The sequence below is a fragment of the Enterococcus moraviensis ATCC BAA-383 genome (genome assembly GCF_000407445.1).
Taxonomy (GTDB): Bacteria; Bacillota; Bacilli; order Lactobacillales; family Enterococcaceae; genus Enterococcus_L; species Enterococcus_L moraviensis.
On sequence record NZ_ASWB01000003.1, the window covers coordinates 436,632 to 453,259 of the forward strand.

The window sequence follows — 16,628 nt, forward strand, 5'->3', positions numbered from 1 at the left end:
GCCAATTGACTTACTATGCTGAATAGTAAGTCAATTGGCTTTTTCTATTTTTAATCTTCTACTTTCAATAATCCTTTAAACAATCCGATAGCAAAATCATTTGCATCAAACGGCTCTAAGTCATCGATTCCTTCTCCAAGTCCAACTAATTTCACGGGAAGATGCAGCTCATTGCGGATTGCTAAGACGATCCCACCTTTTGCTGTCCCATCTAGTTTTGTTAAGACTAAACCAGTGACATCTGTTGTTTCTTTAAATTGTTTTGCTTGAGACATCGCATTTTGTCCCGTTGTTGCATCTACTACAAGCAGAACTTCATGTGGCGCGTCTGGTAATTCACGTTGAATGATACGTTTGATTTTTTCCAATTCGTTCATCAAATTGACTTTATTTTGCAACCGTCCAGCCGTATCTACCATTAAGATATCCGCCTGTTCAGCTTTAGCACGTTCCACTGCATCAAATACAACCGCAGCTGGATCTCCGCCAGCCTTGCCACGAACAACTTCTACACCAGCACGCTCTCCCCAGACAACTAATTGATCGATAGCGCCTGCTCTAAAGGTATCCGCTGCTGCCATTAAAACTTTTTTGCCGTCCTGCTTGAATTCATGTGCTAGTTTTCCGATACTGGTCGTTTTCCCAACACCATTGACTCCTACAAACAGCATGACTGTTAGGCCATTTTCTTGAATATTCAACGCATTGTTTTCTTCAATACCTTCTGCTTCGTACAAATCAACCATTTTTTCAATGATTGTATTTTGAACTGCAGCTGGCTTTTTCACGTTGCGTAACTTCACTTCTTGACGGAGTGACTCAGTGATTTTTATCGCTGTATCAAAACCAACATCGGCACCAATCAAGGTTTCTTCTAATTCTTCAAAGAAATCTTCATCGACTGAACGGAAATTAGCAAATAACTCATTCAAACGCTCACCAAATGTTTTACGTGTTTTTTCCAAGCCTTTTTCATATTTTTCTTGTACAACAAGTTCCTCTTCAGGTTCTTCAATGATTTCTGGTTCTGGTTCTACAAGTTCTTCTGTTTGACTAACAGGATCGTTAGGGATCAAAGGCTCTAGTTCAGTTTCAGCGGCTGCCTCTTCGGCTGTTTCAAGAGAAGCTGACTGTTCTTGTTTCAGCGTTTCTTGATCCACTTGATTTGCTACTGCATCTTCTTCTGGAACGGTTTCTATCAGCTCTTCGTCTGTTTTTATTTCAGCAGGCGGTGTTTCTTTTTCGTTCATAAAGGCCTTTTTTATTTTATCGAAAAATCCCATTTAATTCCCTCCTCTCAATGGTTCTAAGACAAATTTTTCAATAGCTTGTGCTACGCCGTCATTGTCGTTTGTGTCTGTGATCACATCAGCCATTTCCTTAACTTTAGCAACTGCATTGTCCATCGCTACACCAAGTCCTGCATATTCAATCATTGGTAAATCATTTTCTTCATCACCGATCGTCATGATTTCTTCTTGTTTGATGTCTAAGTCTCTAGCTAATAATGAAATCCCATACGCTTTCGTAATTCCTTTAGGCATAAATTCTAAAAGATTGCTTCTTGTTTTGATGATTTCATAGCGTTCATAAAATGAAGCTGGTATTTGTTTGATTTGTTCATCTAAATACGTCTCATCCACTGCAACAACTGCCTTATTGTAAATTCTATCAATAGTCAATTGAGCTATTTCGTAAGGCTCAAATGTCAGTAGTTTGTTTAATTGGCTGTATAAGGATTTATACTCCTGTGTTGTTGGTAATTGTAACACGAGTCCGTCAGATAAAATATCCAAAGGCACATTCAATGATGTGGCCAACTCAAATAAGTCATGGACATTTTCTAAGGACATAGATGATTTTTCAATAATTTCACCTGTATCATTTTTTTGAACTAAACCACCATTGAAGGTGATGCTGTAATCACCGTTATCTTGTAAGTTTAAGGCTTTTAAATAGATACCAATTGCTGCCAACGGCCGCCCTGTACAAATAACGATTTTCACTCCGGCAGCTTTTGCTTGTGCCAAAGCTGCTTTATTTCTTTCAGAGATTTCTTTTTTACTATCTAATAATGTGCCATCTAAATCGATAGCGACTAATTTAATCAACTTGTCTTGCCTCCCATCAGATAAATCTATGCTTCAGCGACAATGGCGCCGCCCTCTTTTACTTCTTCCAAACGAACCGAAACGATTTTTGAAACACCTGACTCTTGCATCGTAACGCCATACAATACGTCTGCCGCTTCCATCGTTCCTTTACGGTGTGTTACTACAATAAACTGCGTATCATCTTCAAATTCACTCAAATAATGCCCAAAACGAGAAACGTTCGCATCATCTAATGCTGCTTCAACTTCATCCAAGACACAAAAAGGAACAGGTCTAACACGAATGATCGAGAATAATAATGCAATTGCTGTTAATGCTCGTTCTCCACCAGAAAGCAAGCTTAGGTTTTGTAATTTTTTGCCTGGAGGTTGCGCTTCGATTTCCACCCCAGTATTTAGTAGATCTTCTGGATTGGTTAAAATCAGCTCCGCTCGACCGCCACCAAACATATTAGGGAATACGACTTTAAATTGTGCACGAATCGCTTCAAAAACTTCACTGAAGCGGGCTTTGACTTCTTCATCCATTTCACCCATTGTTTCAAACAGCTGCTCTTTAGCATCTAATAGGTCATCACGCTGAGATACTAAAAACTCATGACGTTCATTGACTTGTTCATATTGTTCGATTGCATTGAGATTGACTGGACCCAAGCGTTCAATGTCACGTTTCAAGCGTTTTACTTCGATTTTTGCTTGCTCTTTATCGATCGTCAACTCGTAATCTTCATTCGCACGCTCAAAGGTTAAACTATATTCTTCTTGCAAGTATTGTAAAGAATTATCCAATTTGATTTCTGAACGATTTTTCTCAACTTCGATTTTCGTTTGTTCCGTCAATAAATGTTGCTGTTGTTTATTTTCTTCGGCCAAACCAGTATCGATTTGATCGACTTGTCCTTGTAGTTGCTGGCGAGTATTTTTAGCCTCTTGAATACTTGTCTGCAGTTGCTCTTTTTTCTCGGCAAGTTGCTCTAGTTGAACAGCTAAACTTTCTTCCGTCACCTGATGATCTGTCGAATGATCATTCAATTGTTGTAATTGTTGACGTAAGGCAGTTTCTCTTGCTAAAAATTCATCAAGCTGTGTTTGCTTCTCTGCTACTTGCTCGGTTAAATGAGCTAATTGTTCTGTTACAACTGCTTGATCCGCTTGCACTTGATTAAATCGTTCAAATGCTTCAGCTCGTAATGTTTCCATTTGACTCGCTTCTTGGTCTACTTGCTTCATTTCTTGATCTAAGCGGTCTTTGGTTTCATTCAGTTCTTGCTGTTGCTCTGTCAATTCTTGTTTTCTCGTTTGATATTCTGTTAAAAATTGATGCAGTTCACGGGCCTCAAATTCAAATAAACGTTGCTCTTTTGTTAAACGAGTGATGGTTTCTTCTTGGTTTGTTAATTTATTTTGCAATTCTTGTTGTTTTAAACGACTTGTTTCACCCGTTGAACGCAATTGCTCAAGTTTTTCATTGAGTTCTTTCACTTCATCTGTTAGCTGCTGAACTTCTTTTTCATTGAGTGTTAATTGTTTCTCGACTCGTTCCATCTGCTCAGTCAACGTTTGAAGTTCTTGTGTTTGGGAGAATAAACTCCCCTGATTTCCTCGCTTGTTGGCCCCACCTGTCATTGACCCACCTGAGTTCATGACATCACCATCTAGTGAAACTACACGATACTGATAATTGACCGCTTTTGCTAACTGATTGGCACTTTCAAGTGTTTCAGCTAGTAGCGTCACCCCTAGAAGATTTTGAATTACATTACTGACTTCAGTAGAAAAGTGGACTACTTCACTAGCAATTCCAAGAAATCCAGGAATAGTATTGACCCGATCACGTACAGCTCCTGAAACATTTCTCGGTTTGATCGTAGTTAATGGCAGAAAGGTCGCTCGACCGCTGTGTTGTTGTTTTAAAAACGTAATGCCAGCACGGCCATCTTTTTCTGTCTCTACAACGACATGCTGCGCTGCGCCACCTAAAGCTGTTTCAATTGCTAACGTATATTCCTTGGGCACGTCGATTAATTCCGCAACTGCGCCAACGATTCCTGTTAACTGGTCTTTATGCTTCAACACGGCTCGAACACCTTGATAAAATCCTGAATAATTCTCTTGGATCTCTTGTAAACTTTTTTGACGTGCTTTCGCTTGTTGAACTTGGTTCATCGCTTGATACATTTGCTTTTGTTTTACAGCTAATTGACCTTGTTTTTGATCTAGTTGATGCTTCAATTGAGTATATTGTTCTCTTTGATCGATCAACGATTGTTCCGACGTAGAAACAGTTTCTTCTAGTCGCTCTTTTTCAGTCAGTGCATCTTGCATTTGTTTCTCTAATGCTTCATGCTTTTCAATTGATTGTTGATTTTTGGCTGTTTCTTGTTGATACTGACGTTCTAGGTATTTTAAATCATTGGTTGTATTCGCTTGTTCTTGCATCACTTCAACGTATTGACTACGTAATTCTTCTAATAATTCTTTTGAAGACTTGCTATATTTTTCAACTTCTAATTCAGATGCTTTGATTTCTTCAACTAATGATTCACGTTGTGCTCTTTTCTCAGCCACTTTTGCCTGTAGTTCTTGGACTTCTTCACGATAGCGAGTGATTTTCTCCGCATTTTCTTCGAGAGACTGTTGGTATTCACTAGTTGTTTGCATCGTATGTTTTGAGCGTTCAACTAAGACATCTTTTTGTCCTTCAGTTTGTTTCAAGGCTTCTGTGATTTGGAGAAGTTGTTGTTGCTCCGTTTCGACTTTTTCATCCAATTTATTGCGTTTGCTACGTAATTGGAATAATTCATCTTCTGAATCACGGATTTTTTTGCTTGCTATCTGTAGTTTTTCTTCGATTGCTGCAAGCTCCGCCGTTTTGACTTCCCAAACTTCTTTAGCTGCTTCAATTTCGGTCACGGTTAAACTAACATCGATTTCAGTCAAACTCTCTTTAAGTTTCAAAAACTCCTTTGCTGCTTCACTCTGCGCAGCTAGAGGAGTCAATTGATCTTCTAATTCATAGATGATATCTTGCACACGGCTTAAATTGTCTTCTGTTTCAAACAATTTTTGTTCTGCTTTTTTCTTGCGTTGCTTGTATTTCAAGACACCGGCCGCTTCTTCAAAAATTCCCCGGCGATCTTCTGGTTTACTATTAAAAATTGCTTCAACTTTCCCTTGAGAAATGATTGAGAATGATTCTTTTCCCAGTCCAGAATCCATAAATAAATCATGAATATCTTTCAATCGGCAAGCTTGTTTATTGATATAAAAGTCACTTTCACCCGATCGACGATATCGCCGTGTCACACTGATTTCAGTAAAATCTAACGGTAAAAAATGATCGCTATTATCTAATACAACCGTTACTTCGGCAATATTCAATGCTTTACGGCCTTCTGAGCCTGCGAAAATAATATCTGGCATTTTGCCGCCGCGTAGACTTTTAGCAGATTGTTCACCTAAAACCCAGCGAATCGCTTCGGTGATATTACTTTTCCCGCTGCCATTTGGTCCAACGACGGCCGTTACACCATTTTCAAACTCTATAACAGTTCGATCCGCAAAGGATTTAAATCCTGCGATCTCAATTCGTTTTAAATACACGAATAAAACGGCTCCTTCCAAGCTTACTCAGGATTTTGTTTCAGCGCTCGTTCAGCGGCGTCCTGTTCTGCTAATTTCTTCGATTTGCCCTGACCTGTACCGATCATTTTTTCGTTGACATACACTTCAACAAAAAAGATCCGGTCATGAGCTGGGCCTTCTTCATTGACTAAACGGTAGTCGATGTTGACGTCCCCTTGTCGTTGTAATACTTCTTGTAAATGGGTTTTATGATCCATCTCATGTGAAAAAGCACCGGCATCGATTTTCGGAAAAATGACTTCTGCAATGAATTTCTTGACTGCATCGACTTTTTGATCTAAGAACAAAGCACCTAAAAATGCTTCAAATAAATCACAAAGTAATGCTGGACGTGTGCGTCCACCTGAATTTTCTTCACCTTTGCCAAGAAGAATATATTGATCGAAATGACATTCTTTCGCAAATTTGGATAAACTATCTTCACGAACGATTGCTGCACGCATTTTCGTTAGTTTACCTTCTGGCAACTCTGGAAATTGTTTATACAAATATTGCGAAACCAATAATTCTAAAACGGCATCTCCTAAAAATTCTAATCGTTCATTGTCAGATAGCTTTAAGTATCGATGCTCATTCACATAGGATGAATGGGTAAAAGCCTGTTCTAATAGGTTGACATCATGGAAAACAATGCCGTAACGTTCTTTCAATTCGGTAGTTAACTGATTGTCCATTTGCTACATTCCTTTAAGTTTATTTACAACCTTCTCTATTATACTTTTTTTTGCGTGATTTTTAAATGGTTAGGGGGTAATTGCCCTAAAATGACAGCTGAATTCATCGTATTTGAAGAGTTTCCTAATGATTTTAGGGTATTTTTATCATAAACTGTAAAATTTCTCGCATTCTTTCAGTTTGAAAAGACAAAAAGCGTTCAAGATCAGAGAAAATCTTGATACGCTTTTGATTTAATTTTATTCAGTAAAAAATCGTTTAATTTCAACCGCTGCTGCTTCTGGTGAATCTGACGCATGGATAATATTTTCATAACTATTAGCGCCATAATCACCTCGAATCGTGCCGGGTTCTGCTTCTAAGCAGTTAGTTGCCCCAATCATTTTTCGGACTGTTTTGATGACGCTTGTTCCTTCTAAAACAAGATAAACCACTTCTGATGAAGTCATGTAGGTCATCATATCTTCAAAGAAATCAAATTTTTTAACATGTGCATAATGTTCTTCTGCTAATTCACGAGACATCTTAGCAACTTTTAATTGACTAAGCTTCAGTTGTTTTTTCTCAAATCGCTGAAGGATTTCTCCAACCAATTTACGTGAAACGCCATCAGGCTTGATAATGACTAGTGTTTGTTCCATTTGATTTCTCCCCTTGCTCTTGTTTATCGTTTGATTTGGACCGCACTTTTTTGGAAGCGCTTAACAAGAAGGTTATCACGATTCAAAAATTCTGTCTAGTGTACAAGTGACAAAAAAAGTTTTCCCTTTGTCACTTGTTAAATATTAGCCAAGCTTCTTAAAATATACACATTCTAACTGAGTACTGTCTGTAAGTTTTTTCCCATACTTTGATAAAAGCGTTGAGTATTACGTCTAATGGATATCATGCCAATTACTGACTTGATCTGGTAAACCTCAACAGAAATAAACCAAAGTGACTGGACATAACTATATGAGTTACACCCCCAGCCACCTGAAATCAAAAATATCTTCTTCATTGTTTATCTTATTTAATCCTTTTAATTTAGAAATTACTCATCGAATAATGTCCTTTTTTTCTTCGCTATCATTGCTACTATAAACAACAATGTTCCCGATACCCCAAATACTGTTTGCACACCAAAGGACTCTGAAATCAATCCCATCGATACCGAAGACAATGCAAATGTACCTGTATAAAGTACATTCATTGCAGCATAGATCGGAGCAAGCATGTCTTTTGGAATCGTTTGTTGTATAGCGGTTGCTTGAGGAATATTTTTGATTTGAGAAAAGATTCCCACAAAGACAGAACAAATCAAAATAAAAACAGGATTCCACCCTGGTGCAACTAAAAAGGTTACAACTCCGCCGAACAATGAACCCATAATCACAGCTTTCGATTTATGCTGGTTGATCCAATCTGAATTCCGCATTACAATCACACTTCCAACCATCGCACCAGCAAAGTAAGTGGCATTTATGTACCCCCACCAACTTTCAGAGACATGTAACACTTCTTTCACATAAACCAAAACAATCGCTGAAACCCAAGCTGTATTGGCAATGGTTTCAAGAATATCCATTCCGACAACAACCCGAACCAGAGAACACTTGCGAATCCCTTGCCAACCCATAATAAAATTTTCCCATTCATTTCTCTCTGATTCCGCGCCTTTAGCAACTTGTGGCAACAGCCATAAAATAATAGCTGACAGCAAAAATAACCCTACATCCAACCACACAAGATTCGTCACAGAAAAAATAATCAACAATGATGAACCAATCGCCCAACTACCTATACTAACAACTTGCAGCATCGTACTAAATATACTATTTGCACGAATCAAGTAATACTCCGCCACATAATAAGGAATTAAAGCTGTGCTAACTGGTTCAGCACATCCGTCTAAAAAAGCAATCCCTACGATAAATACATACAAAATAGTTAAGTCAAGATGCTCGATAGCCACTTGCAAATAAACCGCTAATCCCGCTAAAATCAATGTCTTACACAACTGGCTTATCTGTAAAATTTTTGACAGTGATACTCTTACAACAATCAATGGTGTTAACAGTCCTGATAAAACCATACTTCCTGTGATAATAACCGGTACAATAGAAGCCGCTAATGCAGAGTTCGTTAATGTAAATACCGAGCTAACGATCGCAATCGTATAAATAGTGTCTCCAATATTGGCAATCATCTGACCTATAATAAGTTTATTGAACGCTTTATTTTTATTCATTTTTCTCACCTTCACTTAGAAGAAACGAAAATTTCGTTCTTCATTTTTTTCGTTCTTGACCAAGTGAAGTATTTTAAATATTCATAAGTAATTTCCTCCAGATTTAATAAAAGTTAGTATATTCTTTTATTCGTACCAACTTTTATAATCATTTTCTCATATTAATACATTTAGTTCAACCTCTCAAAGAAAAAAGACACCTCCAAGAAATACTGGAAGTGTCTTTTTTCTCAATAAATTAACGTTTTTCTGATGTTAATTCAATGTCATAAAAGTCTTTTGTTTCTTCATAATTCCAAGTAAATGATTTCACGCGGTCATTAACTGGCATGATTTCATTACGGTATAATGTTGGAATAACTGGTGCTTGTTCAAACATATACTCTTGCCATGCATCATATGCTTCTTTACGTTTTGTATCGTCAAATGAAGCTTTTGAATCAATTGCTTTTAACAATTTATCATTTTCTTCTGAAGCAAAACGAGAGTAGTTGAATGCTGCGTTACGGCTGTATAATCCTGCTGGTGATGGCGCACTGTTTACACCCCAAGCAGCTTGGAATACGTCGATTTCTGGATCATCATTTTTGATTTTATCATAGAATGCTTGGAAATCAATCAAACGACCAGTAGCTAATTTCACATCTAATCCAATTTCTTTCCATTGTTGTAGATAGTAATCAGCTAAAGGTTGAGCTGTTTCGCCACCTGCCATTGAAGCAAAGTTGATCGTTAATTTTTCGCCCTTAGGATTTTCTCTAAGTCCATCGCCATCTGTATCTTTATAGCCAGCATCATCTAGAATTTTCTTCGCTTTATCTAGATCATATTGGTAGCCTTTGACATCTGTATTGTGTAATGTTTTGAAGATTGGTGGAATTAATGTTGTCGCACCAGTACGCAACCCATTATAGAATTTTTGTCCGATTGCATCATTATCCATCGCATAACCCATTGCTTGACGTAATTTCACATCAGCCATTTTTGCATCTGGATTCATGATCACTTCGCCTTTTTCTTTATCAAAAGTACCTAGTTTGAATCCAACATAAGTGTATGCTAACTCTTCACGACCTAACATTTGATAGCCTTCTGAATCTTTATATGTTGGGAAGTTATCTGTCGGCATTGAGTAAACCATGTCATATTTTTTCGCTTTCACCGCTTCAACGATTGAAGCAGTAGGCACGTTAGTAAATACAATTTTATCTAATTTAGGTTTTCCTTTGTAGTAATGTTCATTTGGTAAATATTCCACTGATTCACCTGTTACGATTTTACTCATGTAGTAAGGACCGTATGTTACAGGATTTTTGCGGACTGCATCACTTTTTTCTTGATCTTTGATCGGAATATCTTTAAAGATATGTTTCGGCATTGCGCTTGTATAAACGCCACCGTCTAATTGCAACATACCTGGATTCATTTCTTTATATGTTACTTCGATTGATTGGTCATCCACTTTTTTGATACCAGAAATAGTATCAGCTTTTCCATCATGGTATTCTTCCATTCCGACAATATTAGTAAAGTTGTCATCATAGCGAATTCCTGTATAATCTTTATTTCCGATTACTTCATATGGATAAATCAAATCATCAGCAGTTACAGGTTCACCATCTGACCATTTAATATTTTCTTTAAGTGTAATTGTTGCTTTTTTATTATCAACATCTAAATCTAGCTTAGCAGCACCATCATCTGTAATAACGAAATCTTCATCATAACCGAACAGTCCTTCATCAGACGGTCTCATATAATGATAGTCATAAGCATCTTGATAATATATCTTAGAGAACAATCCTTTAAACTGAGTATCTGACGCAACTGCAACTTCCAAAGTCCCGCCTTTGATTGCTTCTTTGTCATTTTTAACCTTCATTGCAAATTTGCTGATATCCTCAGTTTCTACATTCTTGTTGCCTGAATCTGATTTCTTACCTCCACCACATGCAGCCAATGTTACAGCTACCACTGCTGTCAATGTAATTAAACCCAAAAGTTTTTTGCTTTTCACACTACTTCCTCCTCTTCTTAACCTAAACGTTGTCTAGCATCTGCTGAACGTTTAAACGCTTGGCCAATATAATTTATACATAACATCATTACTAAAATCAGTACTGATGCAGGTACCCAGATCCATGTTTTATTTGCTAAAACATCGCCATTGCTGGCATATCCGATCAATGTTCCAAGACTCGGTACATTTGTCGGCAAACCAAAACCTAAGAACGTCAGTGTTGTTTCGATCCCAATATTTGCCGCAAAGTTGATTGTTAAGTTGGTGATGATCAATGAACTTAGATTCGGCATGATTTCACGAAACATGATTTTAAAATCACTTGTTCCTAACGTTTTTGAAGCACTGACATAATCTCTGCGAACTTCAGATAGCGTTTTACTTCTAAATAGCCGCGCTTTTGCGACCCAGTAAAAGGCACTCATGATTCCCACAAAAGACCAAACATTATAATTAGGAATGATCGTAACAAACACAATGATGATCATCATAATCGGTAAGATCATGATAAAGTCAACCACACGCATCACTGCATTATCAAACATTCCACCATAATAACCTGAAACAATACCAATACCTACACCGATGATCGAAGTCAGAATAGTGATTGCAAACCCAATCACAACAGAATTACGGGCACCAATAATCAGTTGCCCCAATACATCACGTCCACCTTCATCAGCACCTAGTATAAAGTTCCCACCAGGTTCAGCATATTTATCTAAAATACTAACTGTCATTACTTTGTCTTGATCAGTCACAAGAGCACCGATAAAAACAACCAATAAAATGGCTACTAACAACACTAGTGAGAAAATCGCTAATTTATCTTTTTTGAATTCTCTTGCGATCATTCTAAATCCCATTGGAGGGATCGTTTCTGGCACAGCAACTGCTGCATTTTCTTTATTTTTATCCATCTCGTCTCTTCCTCTCCTTAAAATTGATTTTCTATTGAACCCGAATCCTTGGATCTACAAGACTCATCACAATATCTGAAATCAGATTTCCGACAAGTGTTGCAACTCCTAAAATCAATACTAAGGCTGTGATTACTGCATAATCACGTTGTCCGATCGAGTCGATAAATAATTTCCCAATACCTGGGTAACCAAAGATTTTTTCAATAACGACTGAGCCACTGATCAACGCTGTGATTTCGTAGCTTAATTGAGAAACAATTGGTAAAGAAGCATTTCTGAAAATATGTCGCGTATAAACTTTATTGGTTGGTACCCCTTTTGAGCGAGCAGTCCGAACATAATCCAATGACTGAGAATCAATGACCTCATTTCGTAAATATTGAATCGTGATCGCTGTTCCAAGAAGTGCTTGAGAGAGTGCTGGTAAGATTAAATGATAGAATCGATCCCAAATATAAGCACCTGTCCCTGGCTCGACACCACTGGAAATCGACCCCGTTGTAGGGAACCAATCTAAACGGTAACCAAAAATGAATAGCATAACGAGTGCAAAAATAAACGGTGGTACTGCAAAACTGAAAAAGTTATAGACCACGACAAATTTATCCAAAATAGAATTTTGGTAGCGGCCCGATAAAACGCCTAATGGTAACGCGATCGCATACATGATCACGACGGTTACTAAAGATAAGAGAATCGTATTTACTGCACGGCTTCCAATCAATGTCGATACTGGTAATTTGAAAATAAAACTTTCTCCAAAATCGCCATGGAAAACATTGACGATCCAACGAACATATTGTGTTGTCCACGGATCATTCAGCCCAGCTGACTCACGCATTTTTTCAATAACTGCTGGATCGGTATTTGGATTGATTAGACCAGTAAAAGGATCTCCTGGCATCATTTTAGCTAACATGAAAATAAGTACGCTTAAAATCAAGATTTGAGGAATCATAAAGAGTACACGTCGTAAAATCGTCTTCCACATTAGATTGCACCTCCATCTTTTAACGCTACTTGATGTGTCGTACTGATTGTACGTAAATCATACACACGGCCGTTTTGATCGTAATACTCTTTTTGATGTTCGATATATTCTTTTTCTACTTTACGGCGTTGCGCCTTGTGCTCTTCACGATGTGCAACATCTATTTTAGGTATAGCTGATAGTAAACGTTTCGTATAAATGTGCTGTGGGTTTGTATAAATATCTTGACGAGTCCCAATTTCAACAAAGCGCCCTTTATACATGATCGCAATATTATCACACATATGTTTTACAACGCCCAAATCATGTGAAATGAATAGATAACTCAAGCCGTATTCTTCTTGGATATTTTTCATAAAGTTCAATACTTGTGCTTGAACTGATAAATCCAAGGCCGAAACTGGCTCATCTGCAATGATCAGTTTTGGACTAGTCGCAACCGCTCTAGCTACTCCTAAACGTTGACGTTGTCCGCCTGAAAATTCATGAGGGTATTTATACAATGCATCTTCTGGCATCCCAACGATATCTAAAAGCCCTTTAACTTTTTTCTTTTCTTCTTGATCACTCAAGCGCTCAAAATTACGGATTGGTTCTGCTATGATGTCCAATACTCTTTTCTTTGGGTTTAAGCTAGACATAGAATCCTGAAAAATCATTTGAACATCTTTATTGTATTTCATGGCTTTACGATTATGAGCTTTCGTTACATCTTGATCTTGGTATAAAATACTACCACTAGTCACTTTTTCTAAACCGATGATTGCTTTACCTGTGGTAGACTTTCCAGAACCTGATTCACCAACTAAGCCATACGTTTTACCCTTTTCGATAATAAAATCCACACCATCAACCGCCAACACATGATCAGTCACTCTGTTAAAGAAACCACTACGGATAGGATAATGAACTTTCAAGTCTTTGATTTGAATGATTTCTGCCATTATACTTCCTCCTGATCGTCTCTAAAATGGAAATGCTGATAACAAGTGCAACGAACAAAGTGCCCTTCTGACACTTCATGCAATGTTGGTTCTGCTTCGTGAGCATCTTCTGAAATCCAAGGGATTCTTGGCGCAAAACGGCATCCCTCTCTTGGTAATTTACTCAATGAAGGAACGACACCTTCGATCACATGCAGTTGACTATCATCTGAATTCTCTTGTGGGATAGATTGTAGCAATGAGCGTGTATATGGATGCTTTGGATTGTTAAACAATTCTTCAGCTGTTGCAACCTCAACAAATTGCCCAGCATACATCACAGCTACTTTATCGGCCATTTCAGCTACGACACCTAAATCATGTGTAATCAAAATAATTCCCGAACCTGTTTCTTCTTGTAAATCTTTGAGTAAATCTAAAATTTGAGCCTGGATCGTTACGTCTAATGCAGTTGTCGGCTCATCCGCAATAATAATTGCCGGTTTACACGCAATAGCGATTGCAATAATGACACGTTGGCGCATTCCTCCAGATAATTCATGAGGATACTGTTTTCCAACACGTTCAGGATTAGGAATACCTACTTGTGTCAATAATTCAATTACTCGCGCTTGTTTTTGTTCTGCTTTCATATCTGTATGGTAGGACAAGCTTTCTTTGATCTGATCTTCAATACGCATCAAAGGATTCAATGCTGACAATGGATCTTGAAAAATCATCCCAATATCATTGCCACGAATTTTATTATATAATTGCTCATTAAATGTCGTTAAATTTAAATCTTTATAAAGAATTTCTCCCGTTACACGAGTATTATTTGCGTCGTGTAACCCAATAATCGTAGTAGCTAATGTACTTTTACCACAACCTGATTCACCAACAATCGCTAAAATTTCGTTTTTTCCTAACTCAAATGATACATCGTCAACAGCATCATAGTATTCATCTTTAATACGAAAACCTGTATGTAGATGTTGGACATCTAACAATTGATTACCATCACTCACGTTTAAACACTCCTCCATATTCGGTTAAATAACTTATCACAACAGGGAAACTTATTAAAAAAACGTCATTTTTTAATAATTATTTTTCTTTTCCTCATTGTAATCGTTTTTAATAAACCCATATTCTCATTGTAATCATATTTAAGCAATTGTATATAAAATTTGTAAAAATTGCAACATTTTGGTAATGTAAATTTTCCCAAATAAGCAAAAAAGTAGAACAAAACAGGATTTGTTTTGTTCCACTTTTTTCATTTCAACTTATAAGTTATTCATAATATAATCTACAGCGGCACCAACTGTTTCAATTTGCTCTGCGTCTTCATCAGAAATTTCTGTACCAAATTCATCTTCAAGCTCTAAAACAAATTCCATTACACTAATTGAATCTGCATTCAAGTCATCTTTAATGTTTAATTGATCTGTCACTTTCTCAGCTTCAATATCAAAGTGGTTTGAGATAATCTTCGCTACTTTTTCAAGTACTTCTTCACGAGTCAACTGTATTCACCTCCACTGCTTTTGAAAAGCGTTTCTCACGATTGAGTTAAACGCTATGATACATTGTACTCACAAATCATCGATTTGTCCATCTTTTTTTGCAAAACCATTACAATTCGGTTGCAAATAGGTTGCGAACAAAGTTATTCTTTCGTTTCATAATAGCTAACAAGTTGCGGTACAACCTCTGTTTTTAACATCGTATGAATTTGACGAATTGTATACCGAACAGCCTCTGGACCCGTTGATCCATGTGTTTTAATGACTGGTGCTTTCAAACCGAATAAAACTGCTCCGCCGTGTTTGGAATAATCCATTTCATCTTTCATACCACGTAATGCATTTTTTAAAAGCAAGGCGCCCATTTTCCCTTTGACTCCTTCTGCAAGAATCGATGATTTTAAAAGACCCATCATATTTAGAGCAGTTCCTTCTATTGACTTCAATACAGCATTTCCTGTAAATCCATCGGTCACAACTACATCAGCTGCGCCACTTAGCAAATCTCGTGCCTCTACATTACCAATAAAATGAATACTTTCTTCTTCCGAAAGTAATTCAAAGGCTTTTTTAGTCAATTCACTTCCCTTAGTTTCTTCAGCTCCGTTGTTTAAAAGGGCCACACGGGGTTTTGTGATATTTCTTACCTTTTCCGCGTAAAAAGAGCCTAATACAGCATACTGAACAAGATGTTCCGGCTTGTTATCAGCATTCGCCCCTAAATCCAGCATATCAAAGCCACCATCAGGTTGACCGATTACTGGCAAGGTAGACATTAGACCTGGACGCTCAACATTTTTGATCCGCCCAACAATAAACAAACCAGCTGCTAGTAACGCACCTGTGTTACCTGCCGAGAAAATCGCATCTGCCTCTCCATTTTTTACTGCTTGTGCTGCTAAGACCATTGAAGCTGTTTTCTTACGACGAATCGCCTTAACTGGTTCATCGTCACTATTGATTTTTTCATCCGTATGGATAATCGTGATATTTGTTTCATCTGTCACATATTTTTTTATTTCAGACTCTTTTCCATATAGTAAAAACTCAACCTCTGGAAAATCCTGTTTGGCCAACATCACGCCTTCAACAATAGCCTGCGGCGCATGATCGCCACCCATTGCATCTACTGCAATCTTCATAACATAGTCCCTCCTAGGTAAATTACAATAAGTAGTATAACATATCGAAAAGCGGAACGAACCGTTTAGACCTCGAACAAATTAGGAAAATGATGGAAAGATGCTCTTCATCTTTTCAGCATTTTATCTATTTGTTGAGAGGTCTGGTTCGTGCAGCTAGATCAGCGAAAAGCGGAACAAAGCGTTTAGCTCTCATGAAAATTAGGAATCTGACTAAGAAACGGTTTTTGTTTCATAGTCAGATTGTCTATTTTCCTTGAGAGTTGCTTTGTGCAGCTGGATCACGAAAAGCGGAACGAACCGTTTAGACCTCGAACAACCAAGTAGGTACCTTTCTACATCAACTCATTTTCTATTCGTTGTGTGTCAAGGCAATTAGGAAAATGATGGAAAGATACTCTTTATCTTTTCAGCATTTTGTCTATTTGTTGAGAAGT

Annotated in this window: 13 protein-coding genes; all 13 read right to left on the reverse strand. The window is 37.5% G+C overall.

The genetic code is table 11. The features are described 5' to 3' along the window. Positions 1-50: 50 nt before the first annotated feature. Positions 51-1,283, reverse strand: coding sequence for a signal recognition particle-docking protein FtsY (ftsY, locus tag I586_RS12165; protein ID WP_010766439.1), 1,233 nt, complete (start codon positions 1,281-1,283; stop codon positions 51-53). Continuing rightward, positions 1,284-2,111, reverse strand: a complete 828-nt coding sequence (locus tag I586_RS12170; protein ID WP_010766440.1) for a Cof-type HAD-IIB family hydrolase — start codon at positions 2,109-2,111, stop codon at positions 1,284-1,286. Positions 2,112-2,137: 26 nt separating this feature from the next. Then, positions 2,138-5,716: a chromosome segregation protein SMC gene (gene smc, locus I586_RS12175; RefSeq protein WP_010766441.1), complete on the reverse strand. Its 3,579-nt coding sequence runs from the start codon at positions 5,714-5,716 to the stop codon at positions 2,138-2,140. A gap of 23 nt (positions 5,717-5,739) precedes the next feature. Further along, complete coding sequence (gene rnc, locus I586_RS12180) at positions 5,740-6,432, reverse strand: ribonuclease III (RefSeq protein ID WP_010766442.1); 693 nt, start codon at positions 6,430-6,432, stop codon at positions 5,740-5,742. 240 nt (positions 6,433-6,672) lie between these two features. Continuing rightward, positions 6,673-7,074: a nucleoside-diphosphate kinase gene (gene ndk, locus I586_RS12185; protein ID WP_010766443.1), complete on the reverse strand. Its 402-nt coding sequence runs from the start codon at positions 7,072-7,074 to the stop codon at positions 6,673-6,675. Positions 7,075-7,466: 392 nt separating this feature from the next. Further along, on the reverse strand, positions 7,467-8,663 hold the full coding sequence (locus tag I586_RS12190) for an MFS transporter (RefSeq protein ID WP_010766444.1): 1,197 nt from the start codon (positions 8,661-8,663) through the stop codon (positions 7,467-7,469). Positions 8,664-8,901: 238 nt separating this feature from the next. Continuing rightward, positions 8,902-10,680 carry an oligopeptide ABC transporter substrate-binding protein gene (locus I586_RS12195; protein WP_010766445.1) on the reverse strand — a complete coding sequence of 593 codons (1,779 nt, stop codon included), beginning with the start codon at positions 10,678-10,680 and terminating at the stop codon, positions 8,902-8,904. Positions 10,681-10,697: 17 nt separating this feature from the next. Next, complete coding sequence (locus I586_RS12200; RefSeq protein ID WP_010766446.1) at positions 10,698-11,603, reverse strand: ABC transporter permease; 906 nt, start codon at positions 11,601-11,603, stop codon at positions 10,698-10,700. Positions 11,604-11,634: 31 nt separating this feature from the next. Continuing rightward, positions 11,635-12,597, reverse strand: coding sequence for an oligopeptide ABC transporter permease (gene opp4B / locus I586_RS12205; protein WP_010766447.1), 963 nt, complete (start codon positions 12,595-12,597; stop codon positions 11,635-11,637). After that, positions 12,597-13,541: an ATP-binding cassette domain-containing protein gene (locus tag I586_RS12210; protein ID WP_010766448.1), complete on the reverse strand. Its 945-nt coding sequence runs from the start codon at positions 13,539-13,541 to the stop codon at positions 12,597-12,599. Before I586_RS12210 ends, opp4B begins: the two co-directional genes overlap by 1 nt. Then, positions 13,541-14,548, reverse strand: coding sequence for an ABC transporter ATP-binding protein (locus I586_RS12215; protein WP_010766449.1), 1,008 nt, complete (start codon positions 14,546-14,548; stop codon positions 13,541-13,543). The genes I586_RS12210 and I586_RS12215 overlap by 1 nt, the downstream gene beginning before the upstream one ends. A gap of 261 nt (positions 14,549-14,809) precedes the next feature. Further along, positions 14,810-15,049, reverse strand: a complete 240-nt coding sequence (gene acpP / locus I586_RS12220) for an acyl carrier protein (protein ID WP_010761893.1) — start codon at positions 15,047-15,049, stop codon at positions 14,810-14,812. 143 nt (positions 15,050-15,192) lie between these two features. Next, a complete protein-coding gene (plsX, locus tag I586_RS12225; RefSeq protein ID WP_010766450.1) occupies positions 15,193-16,191 on the reverse strand; it encodes a phosphate acyltransferase PlsX in 999 nt (332 codons plus the stop codon). Between the last annotated feature and the right edge of the window lie 437 nt (positions 16,192-16,628).